This is a genomic window from Cellulomonas sp. WB94 (genome assembly GCF_003115775.1).
Lineage (GTDB): Bacteria > Actinomycetota > Actinomycetes > Actinomycetales > Cellulomonadaceae > Cellulomonas_A.
In genome coordinates this window covers 192,124-207,424 of the sequence record NZ_QEES01000001.1, presented here as the reverse complement: position 1 = coordinate 207,424, position 15,301 = coordinate 192,124, and the positions used below count along the sequence as shown (strand labels likewise).

17 protein-coding genes are annotated in these 15,301 nt (G+C 69.6%); 6 read left to right on the top strand and 11 right to left on the bottom strand.

The genetic code is table 11. The annotated features are described in order from the left end of the window. Window positions 1–59 precede the first annotated feature (59 nt). Entirely contained in the window at window positions 60–293 is a 234-nt protein-coding gene (locus tag DDP54_RS00945; RefSeq protein WP_109130157.1) for a hypothetical protein, read from the top strand. A gap of 159 nt (window positions 294–452) precedes the next feature. Here the strand turns inward: DDP54_RS00945 and DDP54_RS00940 are convergent, their stop codons facing one another. From DDP54_RS00940 to DDP54_RS00920, 5 genes are all read right to left on the bottom strand, one after another. Then, window positions 453–1,688, bottom strand: coding sequence for a TraM recognition domain-containing protein (locus DDP54_RS00940; RefSeq protein WP_347338486.1), 1,236 nt, complete (start codon window positions 1,686–1,688; stop codon window positions 453–455). Window positions 1,689–2,188: 500 nt separating this feature from the next. After that, window positions 2,189–3,676, bottom strand: a complete 1,488-nt coding sequence (locus DDP54_RS00935) for an ATP-binding protein (RefSeq protein ID WP_109130155.1) — start codon at window positions 3,674–3,676, stop codon at window positions 2,189–2,191. Between the two features lie 8 nt (window positions 3,677–3,684). Next, the gene (locus tag DDP54_RS00930) at window positions 3,685–5,151 is read right to left on the bottom strand and encodes an SCO6880 family protein (protein WP_109130154.1); all 1,467 of its coding nucleotides are present in this window, start codon (window positions 5,149–5,151) and stop codon (window positions 3,685–3,687) included. After that, window positions 5,148–6,293, bottom strand: a complete 1,146-nt coding sequence (locus tag DDP54_RS00925; RefSeq protein ID WP_109130153.1) for a hypothetical protein — start codon at window positions 6,291–6,293, stop codon at window positions 5,148–5,150. Before DDP54_RS00925 ends, DDP54_RS00930 begins: the two co-directional genes overlap by 4 nt. A gap of 24 nt (window positions 6,294–6,317) precedes the next feature. Next, a complete protein-coding gene (locus DDP54_RS00920) occupies window positions 6,318–6,635 on the bottom strand; it encodes a DUF6112 family protein (protein WP_242448138.1) in 318 nt (105 codons plus the stop codon). Window positions 6,636–6,933: 298 nt separating this feature from the next. On the opposite strand from DDP54_RS00920, the gene DDP54_RS00915 reads away from it, so the two are divergent. Next, window positions 6,934–8,322 carry an FRG domain-containing protein gene (locus DDP54_RS00915; RefSeq protein WP_146192326.1) on the top strand — a complete coding sequence of 463 codons (1,389 nt, stop codon included), beginning with the start codon at window positions 6,934–6,936 and terminating at the stop codon, window positions 8,320–8,322. A gap of 424 nt (window positions 8,323–8,746) precedes the next feature. On the opposite strand, the gene DDP54_RS00910 is transcribed toward DDP54_RS00915, so the two are convergent. The 3 genes from DDP54_RS00910 to DDP54_RS00900 form a co-directional block, all read right to left on the bottom strand. Next, a complete protein-coding gene (locus tag DDP54_RS00910) occupies window positions 8,747–9,745 on the bottom strand; it encodes a C40 family peptidase (RefSeq protein WP_109130151.1) in 999 nt (332 codons plus the stop codon). Next, window positions 9,745–10,176, bottom strand: coding sequence for a hypothetical protein (locus DDP54_RS00905; RefSeq protein ID WP_146192324.1), 432 nt, complete (start codon window positions 10,174–10,176; stop codon window positions 9,745–9,747). Before DDP54_RS00905 ends, DDP54_RS00910 begins: the two co-directional genes overlap by 1 nt. A 340-nt stretch (window positions 10,177–10,516) precedes the next feature. Then, the gene (locus DDP54_RS00900; RefSeq protein ID WP_146192323.1) at window positions 10,517–11,431 is read right to left on the bottom strand and encodes a hypothetical protein; all 915 of its coding nucleotides are present in this window, start codon (window positions 11,429–11,431) and stop codon (window positions 10,517–10,519) included. 108 nt (window positions 11,432–11,539) lie between these two features. Here DDP54_RS00900 and DDP54_RS00895 point away from each other — a divergent pair, with 108 nt between their 5' ends. Then, complete coding sequence (locus tag DDP54_RS00895; RefSeq protein ID WP_109130148.1) at window positions 11,540–12,283, top strand: XRE family transcriptional regulator; 744 nt, start codon at window positions 11,540–11,542, stop codon at window positions 12,281–12,283. Between the two features lies 1 nt (window position 12,284). Then, a complete protein-coding gene (locus DDP54_RS00890) occupies window positions 12,285–12,755 on the top strand; it encodes an NUDIX domain-containing protein (protein WP_109130147.1) in 471 nt (156 codons plus the stop codon). On the opposite strand, the gene DDP54_RS00885 is transcribed toward DDP54_RS00890, so the two are convergent. The 3 genes from DDP54_RS00885 to DDP54_RS00875 form a co-directional block, all read right to left on the bottom strand. Next, a complete protein-coding gene (locus tag DDP54_RS00885; protein ID WP_242448137.1) occupies window positions 12,743–13,306 on the bottom strand; it encodes an HD domain-containing protein in 564 nt (187 codons plus the stop codon). The genes DDP54_RS00890 and DDP54_RS00885 overlap by 13 nt on opposite strands. Window positions 13,307–13,550: 244 nt before the next feature. Then, entirely contained in the window at window positions 13,551–13,796 is a 246-nt protein-coding gene (locus DDP54_RS00880) for a hypothetical protein (protein ID WP_146192322.1), read from the bottom strand. A gap of 174 nt (window positions 13,797–13,970) precedes the next feature. Then, window positions 13,971–14,198, bottom strand: coding sequence for a hypothetical protein (locus tag DDP54_RS00875; protein WP_109130144.1), 228 nt, complete (start codon window positions 14,196–14,198; stop codon window positions 13,971–13,973). A 96-nt stretch (window positions 14,199–14,294) separates the two neighbouring features. Here DDP54_RS00875 and DDP54_RS00870 point away from each other — a divergent pair, with 96 nt between their 5' ends. Both DDP54_RS00870 and DDP54_RS00865 read left to right on the top strand, forming a co-directional pair. Next, complete coding sequence (locus tag DDP54_RS00870) at window positions 14,295–14,609, top strand: DUF1778 domain-containing protein (protein ID WP_197711269.1); 315 nt, start codon at window positions 14,295–14,297, stop codon at window positions 14,607–14,609. Further along, window positions 14,606–15,115 carry a GNAT family N-acetyltransferase gene (locus DDP54_RS00865; protein ID WP_109130143.1) on the top strand — a complete coding sequence of 170 codons (510 nt, stop codon included), beginning with the start codon at window positions 14,606–14,608 and terminating at the stop codon, window positions 15,113–15,115. Before DDP54_RS00870 ends, DDP54_RS00865 begins: the two co-directional genes overlap by 4 nt. The last annotated feature ends 186 nt before the right edge of the window (window positions 15,116–15,301 follow it).

Here is a 15,301-nt window from a genome sequence, read left to right as displayed (position 1 = left end):
CGTTCAGGTGAGGACCTCTGAGGGCCGATCTTGTCTGGTCGGTCCTCTATCGTCGTGGCATGAAGGCTTGGAAACTGGAGCTCGTTGACGCACTTCGTGCGATCGGTGGCGCGGGATCGCTCGGTCAGATCTATGCGCAGATCAAGGCCCAGCGGCCCAGTGTCGATGGCGCGTGGGAGGCAACCGTCAGGCAGACGCTCGAGCGCCACTCTTCTGACTCGGACAACTTCAAGGGCGAAGACTTGTTCGCTCTGGTGGGGCGCAAGGGCGACGGTCGCTGGAAACTGCGCTGAGCGGTCACAAACGGGACGTCGCGTGGCACTGCCGAGGCGGAGATCTCACGGCAGCGTTAATCGAAGTTGGAGGCGTGAGCCTCAGGCTGTTCTAGCCGTGCAGGCGTCCGCGGCTGAAGCAGCGATCCACTTTGCGGCAGCAATTTCGCTTTGCGGCCCTTAGCCGAAGTCCACGGCCTGCACTGCTCCATCGCGCTTTGGCCACGGCGCCAGGTCCAGCACGACCGGTGGTGCGGTCCGCAGCAGCAGCACCCCAGTCCCGAACGGCAGCGTCCGCAACCGCGACGTGTCCATGACCGCCACGCGCCGCACGCCGGAGGACGTCGACCTGCCGCCCTTGTGGTCCCGCGAGACCGACGTCGTCTCCTCGTCACGGTCCCCGATGAGCGCCGCCAGGTCTGTGAGATCCCGCGCGTTCGATCCGCCGCCGAGGATGATCTTGACGATCGCTGCGTCCCAGAGCGTCCCGGCCTGCTGCTCGCCCCACTTGTCGCGTGCCTGGGACAGGGACTGGAGCACGGCGAGCGTTGTGACGCCCGATCCGCCGCCCTCGGACATCAGCGCCGGTAGGGATGGCAGGGGAGCGAGGTTGCCGATCTCGTCGAGGGCGAGCAGGAGTGGTGGGTCGAGTCGCGCGCCGAGCGACGCCGCGGCAAGACGTCGCGCGGTCTCGACCATGTCCTCAACCAGGGCCGACACAAGGGGTGCGGCTGCGCCGGCGCCGGAGGCGGTGCCGAGAACGTAGAGGGTGCCGCGTTCGCGAAGGAACGCGGCGGGGTCGAACGCCTCGCCGTCGCGGGGTGTGACGGCGTCGAGGACGCGGGGGTCGGCGAGGGCGGAGAGGGCCTGGCGGACGCCGAGCCAGATGGAGTCACGGGTGCGGGGGTCGGAGTGGGCGGCCTGCTCGAGGGCGTTGTCCCACCCGGGAGCTGCTGTCGGGCGCCCGAGGATGGTGACGGCCTCGGTGACCGCCGCCGGGTCGAGCGACCAGCGGTAGAGATCGCGAGGCGGGCGCCCGTCGAGTGCAGCGGCGTGCAGCAGGGCGCGCAGCACGGTCTCAGTCTGGGCTTGCCAGAAGTCGCCTCCGTCGACGGTCCGTGACATTCCGGTTCCGGCGGAGAGCCCTCGGGCGCGGATCATCGCGGTCTGGGGACTGTCGCAGCCGCGCACCGGTGACCAGCGGAGCCCGTCGGGCACACCAGCGGCGAGGCCCTGGGGGTCGAAGACGGCGACCGGGCGGCCAAGGGAGCGTCGCGCGGCGTGGGTGACGGTGATGTTGTCGGGGCGGGTGGAGGTGGTCACGACGGCTCCGGGGGCATCGAGGATCATTGGGATGACCAGGTGCAGGCCCTTGCCTGATCGTGGTGGTCCGACGACGAGGATCGAGTCCTCCACCGATGCCCACGCCTCGGCGCCGCGTGCTCGTCCGAGGAGGTAGCCGACCTCGCGGGGGTGAGGATGGGTCAGCGAGGGTCGGGCGTGGCGGGCTCGGCGTGTGACTGTTCGGGGGCCCGCCGCCTGGAGCACCTCGAGTTTGGTCGCCGTCCCGGGCAAGGTGCGCGGGTCGGTGCGTCGCGCGTGGCCTTCGCGTCGTGACCACCGCACGACCAAGACCGTGAGTGTGGTGACAACGGCTACGAGGCACCCAGTGACCGTCCAGTACAGGAACGGCCTAGCCATCGGTACACCCCACGCGGCGCTCGGGTCGCCGGGGTGACGGAGGAGGCCGAGCGTGCCGGCGATGCCCGACGGTGGCAGCCGGGACCCGGTGAGCCCAGCTGTGAAGGCCGCCCCGGCCCACAGCACGCCGGCAATGGCGACGAGGCAGCCGAGCCCGACAAGGGCGAGGTCAGTCAGGTCACCCGACGGCGGCGAGGCGTTGCGTGGGTCTCTGGTCATGAGGCGACGCCGTTCATCCGGGCCGTTGTGTCGAACGCTGCGAGCTCGCCGCGCGTGAGCTGATGCTGGACGAGGAAGGCCCTGTCCCGGATTCGCCACAGTCCTTGTCCGACGCCGAGGGTCGGTAGCAGCTCGGTCTCGGTGGCGGTCAGGCCGAGGGCTGTCGCGGAGCCGGAGAGCTGGTCGGACTCCTGGCGGTAGGTGATGCGCGTCGAGCAGTCGGCGAGCAACCCCTGGGCCAGCGCACGCGCTTCGGATCCGTGGTCACCGATGGCGTCGAGGTCGGACAGGCGGTGGATGACCATGAGGTTGGCGATGCCGTAGGCGCGGGAGAGCTTCCACTGGGCCTGCATGCGCCGGATCAGGGCCGGGTGGCGCATGACGCGCCACGCTTCGTCGTAGACGACCCAGCGCCGGCCGCCGTCAGGGTCCTGAAGGGCGCCTTCCATCCAGGCCGACGCACACGTCATGACCAGGGACAGCAGCGCGTCGTTGCCGGAGACCTTGGACAGGTCGAGGGTGACCATCGGGGCGTCGGTGTCGAAGGCGACCGTCGAGGGCCCGTCGAAGATGCCAGCCAGGTCGCCGTGGACCAGGCGGCGCAGGGCGTGGGCGACGTCCCGCCCGTCGGAGCGGAGTAGCGCCGTGTCGGCGTCGTCGAGACCGTGGGGGTCGATGAGGCGTACGACGACGGCGGGCAGGGTCGGCTCGGGTGACGCGGTCACCGCGGAGGTGAGGGCGGCGTCCAGGGCGGTGTGCTCGACGGGGCGGATCGGCCTGGCCAGCACTGTCTCGGCCAGGACGCCGAGCAGCTCGCGGCGACGCGACCAGACGATCGCGCGCCACTGGGCGTCGCTGAGTCCGCGGGGGCGTCGTCCGGCGTCGAGGGGGTTGAGGCGGTTGGGCAGCCCGCGGCCCAGGGTGATGGCCGTGCCGCCGACGGCGTCGGCCACCGCGGTCCACTCGCCCTTCGGGTCGCCGGGCACGTAGACGCGGATCCCGAACGCGAGCGACCGGGTCGCGAGTGCCTTGGCGAGGGCCGACTTGCCGGTGCCGATGACCCCGGCGAGCAGGACGTTGGGGTTGGTGAGGGCGCCCTGGCGGTACAGGACCCACGGGTCGTAGACGAATGCTCCGCCGGAGAGCAGGTCGGTGCCGATGAGCAACCCGGCGGACCCGAGCCCGGCTTCGGCGAGGAACGGGTAGGCGCCTGCCAGCGTCGCCGACGTCGCGGCATGCGGCGGGACCGTGAACGGCAGCCAGGAGCGGAGCGCGGCCGGTCCGGCCTCACCCGAGCGGGGCAGGAAGCGCGTGGCGCTCTGGGTAGCCCGTGCCTCGCGGGCAGCGGCTCGTCGGTTCTCGGCTGCATCGGACCGCGCCCGATGCTGTACCTCGGCCAGCTGACGGCGGGTCTCGCGTCGACCAGCCCGTGCGGTGGTCGCTGGCGCGAGGAGCTGGGTGGCGTGGGTGCGGGGCGTGTCCACGGCCGGCCTCAGATACCGCGGCCCAGCGGCAGGGCCGCAGCGGCGAACGCCTGGGCTTGCTGGCCGAGCAGCAGGCGCGTCTCGCAACCAGCCTGGACGGCGGCCTGCTCGATCGCGGACTTCGCGGCCTGCAGGGCGTCGAGGTTGGGGGCGGTGACCACGACGAAGCCGGCGTAGCGCAGGTCGCCGTGCCCGGCGATGAGATCGCGCTCGCGCTGGGTGACGTCGGCCCACTCCTGCTCGGCGCCGGCGTCGCTGATCTGCCCGATGCGGGCGCGGTGGGCGGCGTCGGTCTGGTACTCGACGCGCTCCCTGCGCACGGCGCGCATTGCCTCGGTGGTGGTCAGCGGCTGGGCGATGATCGACGTCGCTCGTCGTACCCCGGCGGCGAGCAGGATGGGAGACAGGAACCCGGGGTAGACCTCCGAGCGGGGCCACTCGCTGATCCAGTAGACGGCGTGCGCGCCGGTGTCGGTGCGCAGGTGGTCGAGGTGCTCGTGGACCGTGACCGGACCTGCGGTCGCCAGGTCGCGCCCGACGTCGGTCCGGTCGAGCGTCAATGCCGCGGCGGGGTCGTACGCGAGGCGCAGCATGACCGCCAGGTCACCGGGGTCGACCCAGCCGTCGACGGTGATTTCGGCGGCCCGCAGCGCGGCGACCACTGTGGTCAGCTCGCGACGCAGAACCGCGGCCGCACCGCCCACCCCGCCGCCCTCGGCGCGCACGGCCCGGCGGGCGCGGGACAGGTCCAGGCTGATGCTCAGGGTCGTCTCGTGCCGCTCGGTGGTCGGCGCGGCCTGGGTGAGCAGTTCCTCGTACTGGCGCGACGCCCAAGACTCCCCGGGCACGCCGTGCGCGGCCCAGTGTGACCGGATGCCCGCGCCGGAGTCCGGCAGGGTGCGCTCGAGCACCTGGATGCGCCCGATCCGGCCCGACGCGCACGCCGTGGCCAGGACACGGCCCCATCCAGCGACCCGTCGGTCCTGGTCGGCGGGGGACTGCAGGACGAACGACGGGTGGCGGATCTTGGCGACCGCGGTGAGGGTCTGGGCGTAAGGGTCGTGGATCATGGCGGCGTCGATGACCTCGTCGTGGTGAACGCGCAGGCACGCGGCGTCCCCCGGCAGGGCCAGCGTCCCGGCCGGTCGGGGCGTGAGTACCCGGACGCCGTAGACGTTCTGGTGCCGCGCTCGGCGCACCACCCAATGCCCGTACACCGGCACCCACTCGGCTGCCCGACGTCCCGCGACGGTGACGAACGCCGTCGCGAGCGCGAGCCCCCACACGGGCGAGGTGACCAGCACGCCGCCCAGCCCGTCGAGGTAGACGGCCGGGATCACGACGATCACAGCGAAGGCCAGGGCGACGAGTCTTGGCGCGGTCAGGCCGAGCAGGACCCCGCGCGTGGATCGACGGCCGAAGCGGACGGTACCGGTGGTCGGCGTGGCGGCGGGGCGGGCGGTAGCGATCGTCATGCTGGCCTCTCAGGCTGCGCTGGGGCGTGGGACGACTTGACCGGGCGGGGCGGCGTCGTCGGTTCAGAGACGGAAGGCCAGTTGCGGGACGTGACAGCGATCGGCGGTGGCCCGCTGCGCGAGGTGCTCGACCCGCCAGACCCCGCGCCGCCGCCGGCTGCAGCCCCGGCCGGCCCGCCAGTCGCACCGCCGACGACGGGCGCCACGGTGCGCATCAGGGACTGCACGCTGACCCGGCCCTGGTGGACGGCGGCGAGCGTGGACCCGTTGGTGGCGCGGTGCCACTCGCCGGCGACCTGAGTGCCCGCGAAATCCAGGACCTTGAAGCAGGCCCACGGGGCCAGCGCTGCAAGCAGCAGCAGGATGAACCCGGACAGCAGTGCACCGATGCCGCTCGCCTCGCCGAGCATCCCGATCGCGACGACGAACACGATGACGATGGCGAGCTTGGACAAGACCAGCGCGAGGGTCACCTGGACCCAGCGCACCACCCATCGAGAGGTGACCCGCGCGGTCCCGCCGGTCAGCGCCAGCGGGGCGACGACCACGGCGATGACGATCAGCGCCTGGCGCACGAGCAGGGTGCCCAACGTCAGCACCGCTCCGACGATGAACAACAGCCCGAACAGGATCATCAGGGCCGAGCCGCCGACCCCGATCGTCGTGAGCTTGGTCAGGACGGTCACGTCCAGCAGCCGGCGGGCCGCCGCCTGGATCGAGGTCCCCGCCAGGCCGGCGATGCCTTCACAGATCCCGTCCACCGCCGAGAGCAGCGCCTGGACGGCGGCGGCCGCAGCTGCGGTCCCCAGGATCGCCATGCCCGCTCCGGTCACCGCCCGACCCAGGCCACCCGGCTCCCGTCGGAACGCGGACACCATGACCTGGACCACGAACAGCCCGACGATCAGTACCAGCGCCACCGACCCGAGAGCGGCGGCGTTGCGCGTCACGTACGGCGCGCTCAGATCTACGGTCGTGGTCGCTCCGATTGCGTCGAACACGGCTTTCATCACGGACTCGGCGGCTGAGGCGAACGCTCGACCGATGGCATCGAGCACCCCGCCTGCGGCGACGACGCCGACGCCCGACGCCACGTCCCCGATGCAGGCAGGCGTCAGCGGCAGCAGGTCGCACATGTTCACGGCTGGTTCCCCGTCGCGCCCGGCTCAGACGAGCGAGCCGGCGGCGGAGAAGAACGCGATGATCGCGTTCGCGGCACCGATCAGCAGCGCGGCCCCGGCCGCCGCGATCACGCCGGTCTTGCCGCGGCCCGCGAGGTGGGGGTTGCCGGAGTTTGCTCCGAACCCCCACACGACGGCCGATGCGACCAGAGCGGCGACGCAGGCCACAAGACCGAAGGTCAGCAGGGCGCCGACGATCTGCTTCAGCTGAGCCAGGCCTGGGAGGCCGGTCGTGTTGGAGGAGATGCCGGGGTCCTCGAAGGGGAGCCGGCTGGCGAGTGCGAGGCGAAGGTCGACGTTCATGGCGCTCTCCCCAAGGGCGACGGTTCCGCACATCACGCGGCTACGAGAGGGAGAGAGCCGGCAATGCGCACGCCCGCGGCGACATGGCCGCGTCAGCGTCCGGACGTGAGCGAGGGACTTCGGCGTCGGGTTGGGCCGGATCACTACACCGACGATGGCCCAAGCGACCCCGAACCGGGCGACTGTTGTCTGCGGCAGCGATGAGCCGCCGTCGCGCACAGACCTGGAGCCGAGTGCGCGGGTCTCTGTTCCTTGCGAATAGCCGAGAGTCGGGAGTGTTCCGGGTAGGTTGACGAACGTGACGGAAGAGAGTGGAGCGCCAAGCGTCGAGCCGGTTGTCAAGGTCGAAAGTGAGCTCGGAGGCCTCGGCCGAGAACTTCGCTTCCTGGCCAACACCCGCCCTCTATGGAGCACAGCCCTCAGCGCTCAGATCCAGGAGTCGTTGAATGCCATCGCATCTCAAGCGGTCGCTGCGGCACTTCCACGGCGGGACTTTCTCGATCTAGCCAACCGGATGGTGTCAATCTCGACGATCGATACTGGGAAGCTGCTGGCGTCGATACAAGGGGCCTTCGGACTTCCAGGACTTCGTGACGCACTACGGATCGACATCCCATCCTCATTTACATCCCTAACCAACGCGGCGACATACTCCCGACCGGATCCGCCAAGGGCGTATTATTCGCCAGCGATGACGTCCTCTGGGGCCTATTTTGCCAACGATGAGGCACTCGTCGACTCCTTTGACGGGCTCAATAGGGCAATCGCGACACTCATCACAAAGGTTCCCGACCTTAGATTGGTCTGGCGAGGACATCGGGACGCCGAATGGGGCATGCATAGCGCTTTGTTCCGGCGCCTCATGGAAGCGAACGGGGTGAAGTTGCCCAAGCATAATCCGAAGTCGCAACAACCCTATCCAAACGAAGAACAAATGGTGGCCGCAGAGCGCGAGATGCTCCGCGTGGCGCGCACCGATTGGCGCTTCGATGGCATGTCTGCCCTTGAGACGTTTGCAAGAATCCAACACGCTGGCGGCCCGACGCGCCTGTTGGACGTGACTAAGAACCCCTTCATCGCCGCGTGGTTCGCCGTAGAAGAGCATCTCCAAACGGATTCGCACGACGGCCGACTCATCGCTTTCGCGACTACGCCCGTGCTGAAATCGGGGACGGAGGCCGTGTCGGAAACGACACAGGTCGAACTCGACGTAGAGTGGGGCGATCGCCTTCCCCCTTGGCACCATTGGACTGACACCACGGCGCGCCAGAGCGTCGATTGGGGCACAGGGGCGCGGAGAAGGGTCTGGGTTCCGCCGGCGTACGATCCACGAATCTCAGCCCAGAACGCCGCTTTCCTCTTGGACGGCATTCCCATAACGACTGCGAAGACTCAGCCCTACTTCAAGAGCAGTGGCACGTCGCGCCCAGTGACGTACTGGACTCGAGCTGACATCCTCGCAGCGGGATCGATCTACGTGAAGACGTTCGATCCAAGGCGAAAGCCGCGACCCAATAAGCACAACTTCGCTCCGACGTTTACTTTCCGGATTAGCGCGAACGCCAAGAGCGAGATCCGTGAGTTTTTGGCAAGCCGGTTCGGCTACACTCGATCGTACATATATCCCGACTTCCCGGCACTTGCCGACTATGTCGCACGCATGCAACTGCCGAAGCTCGGAGCATAACTTCGCTACCGCCCGGCAGTCTGGCGAGTTCCCGCTGACGGCTGCTTATCTCCATCTGCAACACCGCGATCCGTTCATAGCAGGGGAGCGCCGATCGCTTCGGCGACGGCAGCGGCGTGACTTGAAATTCGGTGCTCATCTCGCTCGGCGAACCGTCCGTGACCCAGGACGGGACCACCGTGGGGCTGAGGTGGCACGCGGCTCACCAGGTGCTCGCCATCGGCAGTGTGTACGAAGGATTCGCTCGTAGCGCGCCCACGTCGGATTTCGATCAGCTGGCTCTTCGTGGGTAGCGCTTGTGGTTGGGCTGAGCTGGTTCTCGACCGTGGAGTCCCGTCAGGTACCGCGCGACCAACCCGTTGAATCCCCACCGCAGCGTGCGGCGCTAGGGCCTGGATCGCGGCGCCGCGGCCGTGCCCCCGTGTCAGCGCACGAGCCTTAGCCCCCCGATGAACTTCGGAGACAAGTACGAGTTTCCCGAAAGCCCCTGCACGACCTTGACCACGTCCCCGGTCTCGGGCGCCTCAATGATCGTGTCGCCGCCGAGAGAGATGGCGACGTGGAAGATCGTCGTCGGGTCACTTATGTCTGTCGCGAAGAAGACCAGGTCTCCGGGCTGGAGCTGGGCGATTGCGAGTACTCGCGCTCCGGGCACGGTCCACTGGTCGCGGGACGTCCGCGGCAGCAGGATCCCCGCCTGCGCCCACGCGTAGCGGGTCAGCCCTGAGCAGTCGAAGCCCACGGTTCCTGCGCCGGTGCCCGTCCCGTACGTGGGTCCGTTGAGGTCACCGCCGGCCCAGGCGTACGGGGTTCCGAGCCAGCGACCGGCCGCCGTGATCGCCACGCGAGCTGACGGCGAGCTCGGCCCGCAGCCGACCGCGACGGAGCCCGGCGGGTCGTTGACGATGCTGGCGAGCCACGTCCAGGCGGATGTCTCCCACTTGGCGTAGGCATCGGGGAAGGCGCTGCGCTGCACAGCCTGCGCGGCCTGGGCCAGAGGCATCGCCTCCCATCCGGCGACGTCGAGCAACCCCCGATTGCCGACAGGTGATGCGGGCCCTCCGAAGAACGCTGCTGCGGCGTGCGCGGGATCCCGCACCTCGTCCGGCGTCCCCCAGCCCATGGACGGTCGCTGCTGGAAAAGCCCAAGCGAGTCGCGGTCGCCGTAGTCCAGGTTGCGCAGCCCCGACTCCTGCATCGCTGTCATGAGCGCAACGACCAGCCCGCGAGCGGGGACGTCGCGCTGCTGTCCGGCGGCGACGATCACCTGCGCGTTCCCGGCCTGCTCGTGGTCGAGGCCGGCCACCAAACCGGTCGACGCCGCCAGGCACCCGCCGCCTTCCACGGACGCGGCCAGCCCGGCCAGGGTCCCGGTGAGCGCGAGGACGCTGGCCGCGCCGACCGCGATGAGCTTGGTGAGCATCAAGGCACGACCGTCGCGCCGATGAGCACGAGGCGGCACCGGTCGACGTCCGCCCCCGGGGCTGGGCAGCGCATCCCGATCGTGACGGTCCGTTCGCGCGAGGCGACCTTGTCGGTGCCGTTCTCGACGTAGTGGGTGGTCTGGATCCCGGTGACGTTGCGCATCGCCCAGCCGGGCTCGGCCTGGCCGCTAGTGACGACCTGCTCCCAGGAGCCGGGCTCCCAGACGTTGCTGGCCTCGAAGGTCGACCACTGCTGGTTGGCGCGCATCCGCTGCCACAGCTCGGTCGCGGGGATTCGGTCGGCGATCAGTCGGTCGAGGTCGGCCCGTCCGGTCGCAGTCAGGCCCGGGTCGGCGTCGGCGAGAAGGAGTGCCGAGTAGTCGGTGGCGTCGAGCTTGCGCGTGTCGAATCCGAACACCACGGCTGCCACGGTCTGGGCGTATGCGTCAGGTGAGTCAGTGACGGTCAGGGTTCTGTCAATGCCCGGGGGGCGCGGCGCGGGGGTAGGGGCAGTGTCCGGGCAGACGTTGACGTCTGACGCAGCAGCGCTGTCAGGGTTCTGGCAATGGCTGGTGGGAACGCTCGGCGCGATGGACTGCTGCACCGCGGCCGGCTCACCCGGGCCGAGCCTCGTTGCGGCAAAGACCGCGACGAGGAGCAATGCCATGACGGCAACGGCCACACCACGCTTCTTCATCACTCGCTCCCGGGGTTGGGGTTCACCTCGAGGGATGCGACCTCGCGCGCACACGTCCTGCGAGCGCCATGCGTCAGGCGGCCACCGGTGCGCGCTGGGCGGCGGCGGCCGCGTGTCGCCGGGAGGTCAGGAACCGGATCCGGTCCACCGCCCCGACGACGTCGTCGGGCTGCACATCGAGGTCACGGTGCAGCGCAAGCAGGAAGGACTGGGCCTCCCGGTTTCCGCGTCGCGGGCCGATGAGCAGGGCCGCCAGCGCCGCAAGCTCTGCGCCGTCGAGCCCCAGCACGTGGCGCAGGTACGGGTCGCGACGCAGCTGGACCTCTTCGTAGGAGCGTCGAGCGTCGGCCATGACTTCGAGGGCGCGGTCGATGGCGTCGGCCCAGAACGCAGTCTCCGCCTCGTCGCCGAGGGACAGGTGTGCCGCGAGGGTGGCGACGGTCGGCGACACACTGTCGTCGGGCCGCTCAGCAATGCAGGGTGGCGACTCGAGGGCCCGGGCGCGGCCATCTGGCGACGTCGCAAGGTCACCCAGACGCTCGACGCCGACAGGCCAGTCCTGGCGCGGCCTGCGAACCGCACGGTCGCTGAGCATCGCTGCGGCGGCGGCGTCAACAGCCAGCGCATTCCGTACGGACGTCCACAGATAGGCCCACGGGGCGGTGGCCGCCGCGATGGTCGCGGCGAACCTATGGAGGGTGAGCCAGGCAACGGAGAGGACCTCACCGGGATCGGCGCTGCCGCCCCCGGTTCGGCAGCTCCGCGACGAGGTTGCGAGCCAACTCGCCGACCTGCCTCTGAGAGCCATCAGCACCGCACGGCCCGCGGGGCAGTCCCACCCACCCACGCCGACCTCGGTCAGTGCGACGCGCAGGCCCTCGTGGGTCCCGGCGTCCCACACGTCGGCTTCGGACACGAACAGCGGAGGCGGGGGAGTCGCGATGAGGAGTGCGGACATGGCATCGGCTGAGTTCAGTGGTCGTCGCATGACGTCCATCCGACGTCGGACCCCATGGACGGGGTCAGGGTCCCGCAGGACACTTCAGGACGTCCCGGCGCGTCCCGGACGTCCCCCGCAACCGATCGGGGGCAGGTCATGAAGAACATCCGGCTCGAGACGGCGATGCACGCCAAGGGCCTGAACCCGGCGCGGTTGGCGGAGATCGTCGGCGCGGACCAGAAGACGGTCGAGCGGTGGATCAGCACCGGCAGGGTTCCGCGGGAGGACAACCAGTGGAGTGTCGCGTCGACGCTCGTCGTCGAGCCGTCGTACCTGTGGCCACTGCGAGACGACGACCCAGCCCCCGCGACCGGCGCGAGCGAGCTCGTCGCGGTCTACCCCCACCGCGGCGAGGTGCCGCGCCACCTGTGGACTGGGCTGATCAACGGCCCGACAACCTCAATCAGGGTGCTCGTCTACGCAGGTCTGCCGTGGTTCGAGACCGACCCGACGGTTCTGGAGGACCTGCGCGCCCGGGCCGACGCCGGAGTCAAGATCCGCCTCGCGCTCGGCGACCCCGACTGCGCAGCCGTCGCCCTGCGCGGGCAAGAAGAGCACATCGACATGGCGGCCCGGATCCGCAACGCGCTCCACGTCATCGGGCGGCTCGTCGACCACCCCGGCATCGAAGTCCGCCTCCACGACACGACCCTGTACGCCTCGCTGTACATGGCCGACAACGAGCTGCTGGCCAACCACCACATCCTCGGCGTGCCCGCCGCGCAGGCGCCGATCGCCCACCTGCGCCGAGCACCAGGCGGATTCCTGTTCGATCGCTACTGTCAAGGATTCGACCAGGCATGGGCCGGCGCCCGCGAGTACCACCGAGCGGAGGCATGAGATGGCACGCACCGACTACTACGACGACCCCGACGCGCCGACGCCCAACAGCGTGGTCCCGGCCGCCGTCGGCTGCATCACCGATGACGAGGGACGGCTGCTGCTCGAGCACCGCGTGGACAACGACCTGTGGGCGCTACCCGGCGGCACCCACGACTTCGGCGAGTCCATCGTCGAGACCGTCGTGCGCGAGGTGCGCGAGGAGACCGGGCTCGACGTCGAAGTGACCGGGCTGGTCGGCACCTACACCGACCCCAAGCACCTCATCGCCTACACCGACGGCGAGGTGCGCCAGCAGTTCACGCTGTCGTTCCGATGCCGGGTGCTCGGTGGGACGCTGGAGAAGGACTCCGAGAGCCAGGAGCTGCGCTGGGTTGCGCGGGACGAGCTCGACGGGCTCCGCATCCACCCGTCGATGCGGAAGCGGATCGAGCACTTCTTCGAGGAGCGGGCCGAGCCCTACCTCGGCTGAGCAGCAGCCAGGCGGGCCTCGACGCGGCGCACGGTCGCGATGAGGTCGGGCTCCGCACGGCGGATCGACTCGTGCACGACGTGGCCGGGTGGGTAGCGGTCGTAGATGTCGGCAAGGCGGTCCTCGACGGTTGTTGGTTCGCCGTGCGCGCCGGTCGTCAAATCCGCGTACGTGAGTGCGTCGGCGGTGGGCGAGTCCTCAGGCGGGAACTCCTCTGCGAGAGCTCGTGCCAGCCCTCGAGCGTCCGCCTCCACTGACGCACTTGTGTGATTGGCGACCAGGCGACAGAGGCGATCAGACGCTCCTGCAGCGCGGAGGTGCCGCGCGCCGTCGAGCGGATGGAATCCGGTGCCGCGCAGTTGCTCGGAGTACCCGATGTCGTGGAGCCACGCGGCCGCGATCAGGAGCTCGGTATCCCCGTCGGCGACGGTGCGAGACGCGACAGCGGCGGCCTCGGCCACGCCGGCGACGTGGACCCAGCGCTGCAGCTCCACGCTCAGCAAACGCTGCGCCTCAGTCTTCGCGTCGCTCACGACGTCGGTGGTCGCCACCGGCCACACGGTAGGCCCACGGCTGTTCTGCGTCGAGATGGCCGGACTCGAGCGCACGGGGCACGCACGTGGTGAATCCGATGCCAGATGGGTCATCGGCTGGTCTGCCTGCGAGGCAGGTGCAGGTGCAGGCATGCGGACAGCACTCCAGGATTGATCGCTTGAACGGCTCGCCGCCAGTGCGACGGATCAGAAGGTGTAGTGGCAACGCTCAGCGGCTGACCTTGGGGCCGGCCCGCAGGAGTCAGACGGCAGTGGAGGACTTTCGGTGTCGGCTGGCGACGGCGTAGCCGAGCGCGCCACTGACAGTGATGGCTCCGACGCTGGCCAGTGCCAGTCCCCACCAGCTGCCGGACTGCATCAGGACGAGCCGGCCGGGGGCGTCACTCGCGAACTTGGTGTTGGTCAAGGGCGCGTAGGCGAACCAACCAACGGGCCGCTCGGTGAGGCCGTTGCGCGCGAAGAGCGCGATGCCGACGATGAGCAGCACGGCACCGAGTGTGATGACGGTGGCGAGTCGCCTGCGGAGAGGCCGGTCCATGCGCACATGCTGTCAGCGGTGCGACGGCTCCACAACGAGTCAGCTGAGACCGGGTGCGCCGTCCGAGCTCCCCAACCGAGCGCGCGCCCGGGAGGCGGCGACCAGGTCCCAGAGACACGGCAGTCAGTCGAAGTGCGGTCGGAGTAGCGCGGTGAGCTCGCCGGGCCACGCCGCGCTGTTGTAGACGCGCTCGGGGACTAGGCAGCGCCCGGTGGCAGACTCGCGGATCTCGTCGTCGCACACGGGGAACACGAGCTGCTCGCACTCGAAGGGCGGCGCCTTGCGGTGCAGCTCCTTCTCGAGCTTGCGCACCACATCCCTGGCGGCCCCGCCGCGCAACCAGGCGGACATGTCCCGTGACCCCGTGCGCTTGCGCTCGTTGTGCCAGAGTCGGTTGACCCATCCGATTTCCGTACGTACGCTGTCCGTACAGACTCGGAGGTTGTGATGACACGGCAAGCGCTGACACCCCGCGCGATCAAGAGCCAACGTATCGAGGTCCGCGCGACGGATCGCCAGGAGGCAGTCCTTCGTCAGGCGGCCGTGGCGACGGACCGCACGATGACTGAGTTCATCCTCGCATCGGCTGTGGAGCAGGCTGAGCGCATCCTGGCGGAGCGCCGCTGGTTCACCGGGTCGCCGGAGCAGTACGACGAGTTCCTGCGTCTACTCGACGAGCCGTTGGCGTCCACCGAGAAGTTCGAGCGGCTGTGGTCCCGCCCGTCGCCGTTCGACAAGCCCTTCGCTCCGAAGCAGCGATGACCGACGGCATCCTTCACGCGCCTCGACGCCTCGAGAAGGGCGACGATCGCAGCCAGTTCGCCAGCGGCGCCGACGAGCTCGACAGCTGGTTCCAGCGCTTCTCGCTCGAGAACCAGCAGGCGAACAACGCGGTGACCTACGTGACCGTGCGCGATGGCGTGGTACTCGGGTACTACGCCATCGCGATGTCGGCCTACACGACGGCCCGGTTGCCGGAGCGGTTGCAGAAGAACCGCCCGGTCGAGACACCCTGCATCCTCCTGGCGCGACTCGCTGTCGACTTGACCGCGCAGGGGCAGGGCGTGGGGGCCGGGCTCCTCCGTCACGCCATGGAGCAGGCGTTCAAGCTGAGCCAGGGCGTCGGTGCAGCAGCCCTCCTCATCCACTGCCGTGACGATGCCGCCAAGGCGTTCTATCTCGCCAATGGTGACTTCCTTGAGTCGCCGGTGGAACCGACGCACCTGATCTTGTCGATGAAGGAGATCCGTCGCCGGGTCGCCGGTTGAGTGCGGCGAGCGCCCGCGGAGCATTCGGGTTGCTTGCTCGCGACCGCGGAGCGCTGAGTGCACGATCGCCTCCACTCCTCTGGCATGTGAGGCCCGTGCCGTGACGTCGTGCGCATCGGGCGCGCTCCCCAGTCCATGCCGCACGCCACGCACCGTCGCCGCCGCTGGCCCGCCCGCGCCTGGGCC

Bases quoted from the DNA above. Each gene is read 5' to 3' on its own strand.
- DDP54_RS00865 (WP_109130143.1), top strand. From the start codon at position 14,606: ATGACCGACGGCATCCTTCACGCGCCTCGACGCCTCGAGAAGGGCGAC.
- DDP54_RS00945 (WP_109130157.1), top strand. From the start codon at position 60: ATGAAGGCTTGGAAACTGGAGCTCGTTGACGCACTTCGTGCGATCGGT.
- DDP54_RS00895 (WP_109130148.1), top strand. From the start codon at position 11,540: ATGAAGAACATCCGGCTCGAGACGGCGATGCACGCCAAGGGCCTGAAC.
- DDP54_RS00900 (WP_146192323.1), bottom strand. From the start codon at position 11,431: ATGCGACGACCACTGAACTCAGCCGATGCCATGTCCGCACTCCTCATC.
- DDP54_RS00910 (WP_109130151.1), bottom strand. From the start codon at position 9,745: ATGCTCACCAAGCTCATCGCGGTCGGCGCGGCCAGCGTCCTCGCGCTC.
- DDP54_RS00890 (WP_109130147.1), top strand. From the start codon at position 12,285: ATGGCACGCACCGACTACTACGACGACCCCGACGCGCCGACGCCCAAC.
- DDP54_RS00875 (WP_109130144.1), bottom strand. From the start codon at position 14,198: ATGTCCGCCTGGTTGCGCGGCGGGGCCGCCAGGGATGTGGTGCGCAAG.
- DDP54_RS00930 (WP_109130154.1), bottom strand. From the start codon at position 5,151: ATGACGATCGCTACCGCCCGCCCCGCCGCCACGCCGACCACCGGTACC.
- DDP54_RS00870 (WP_197711269.1), top strand. From the start codon at position 14,295: ATGACACGGCAAGCGCTGACACCCCGCGCGATCAAGAGCCAACGTATC.
- DDP54_RS00920 (WP_242448138.1), bottom strand. From the start codon at position 6,635: ATGAACGTCGACCTTCGCCTCGCACTCGCCAGCCGGCTCCCCTTCGAG.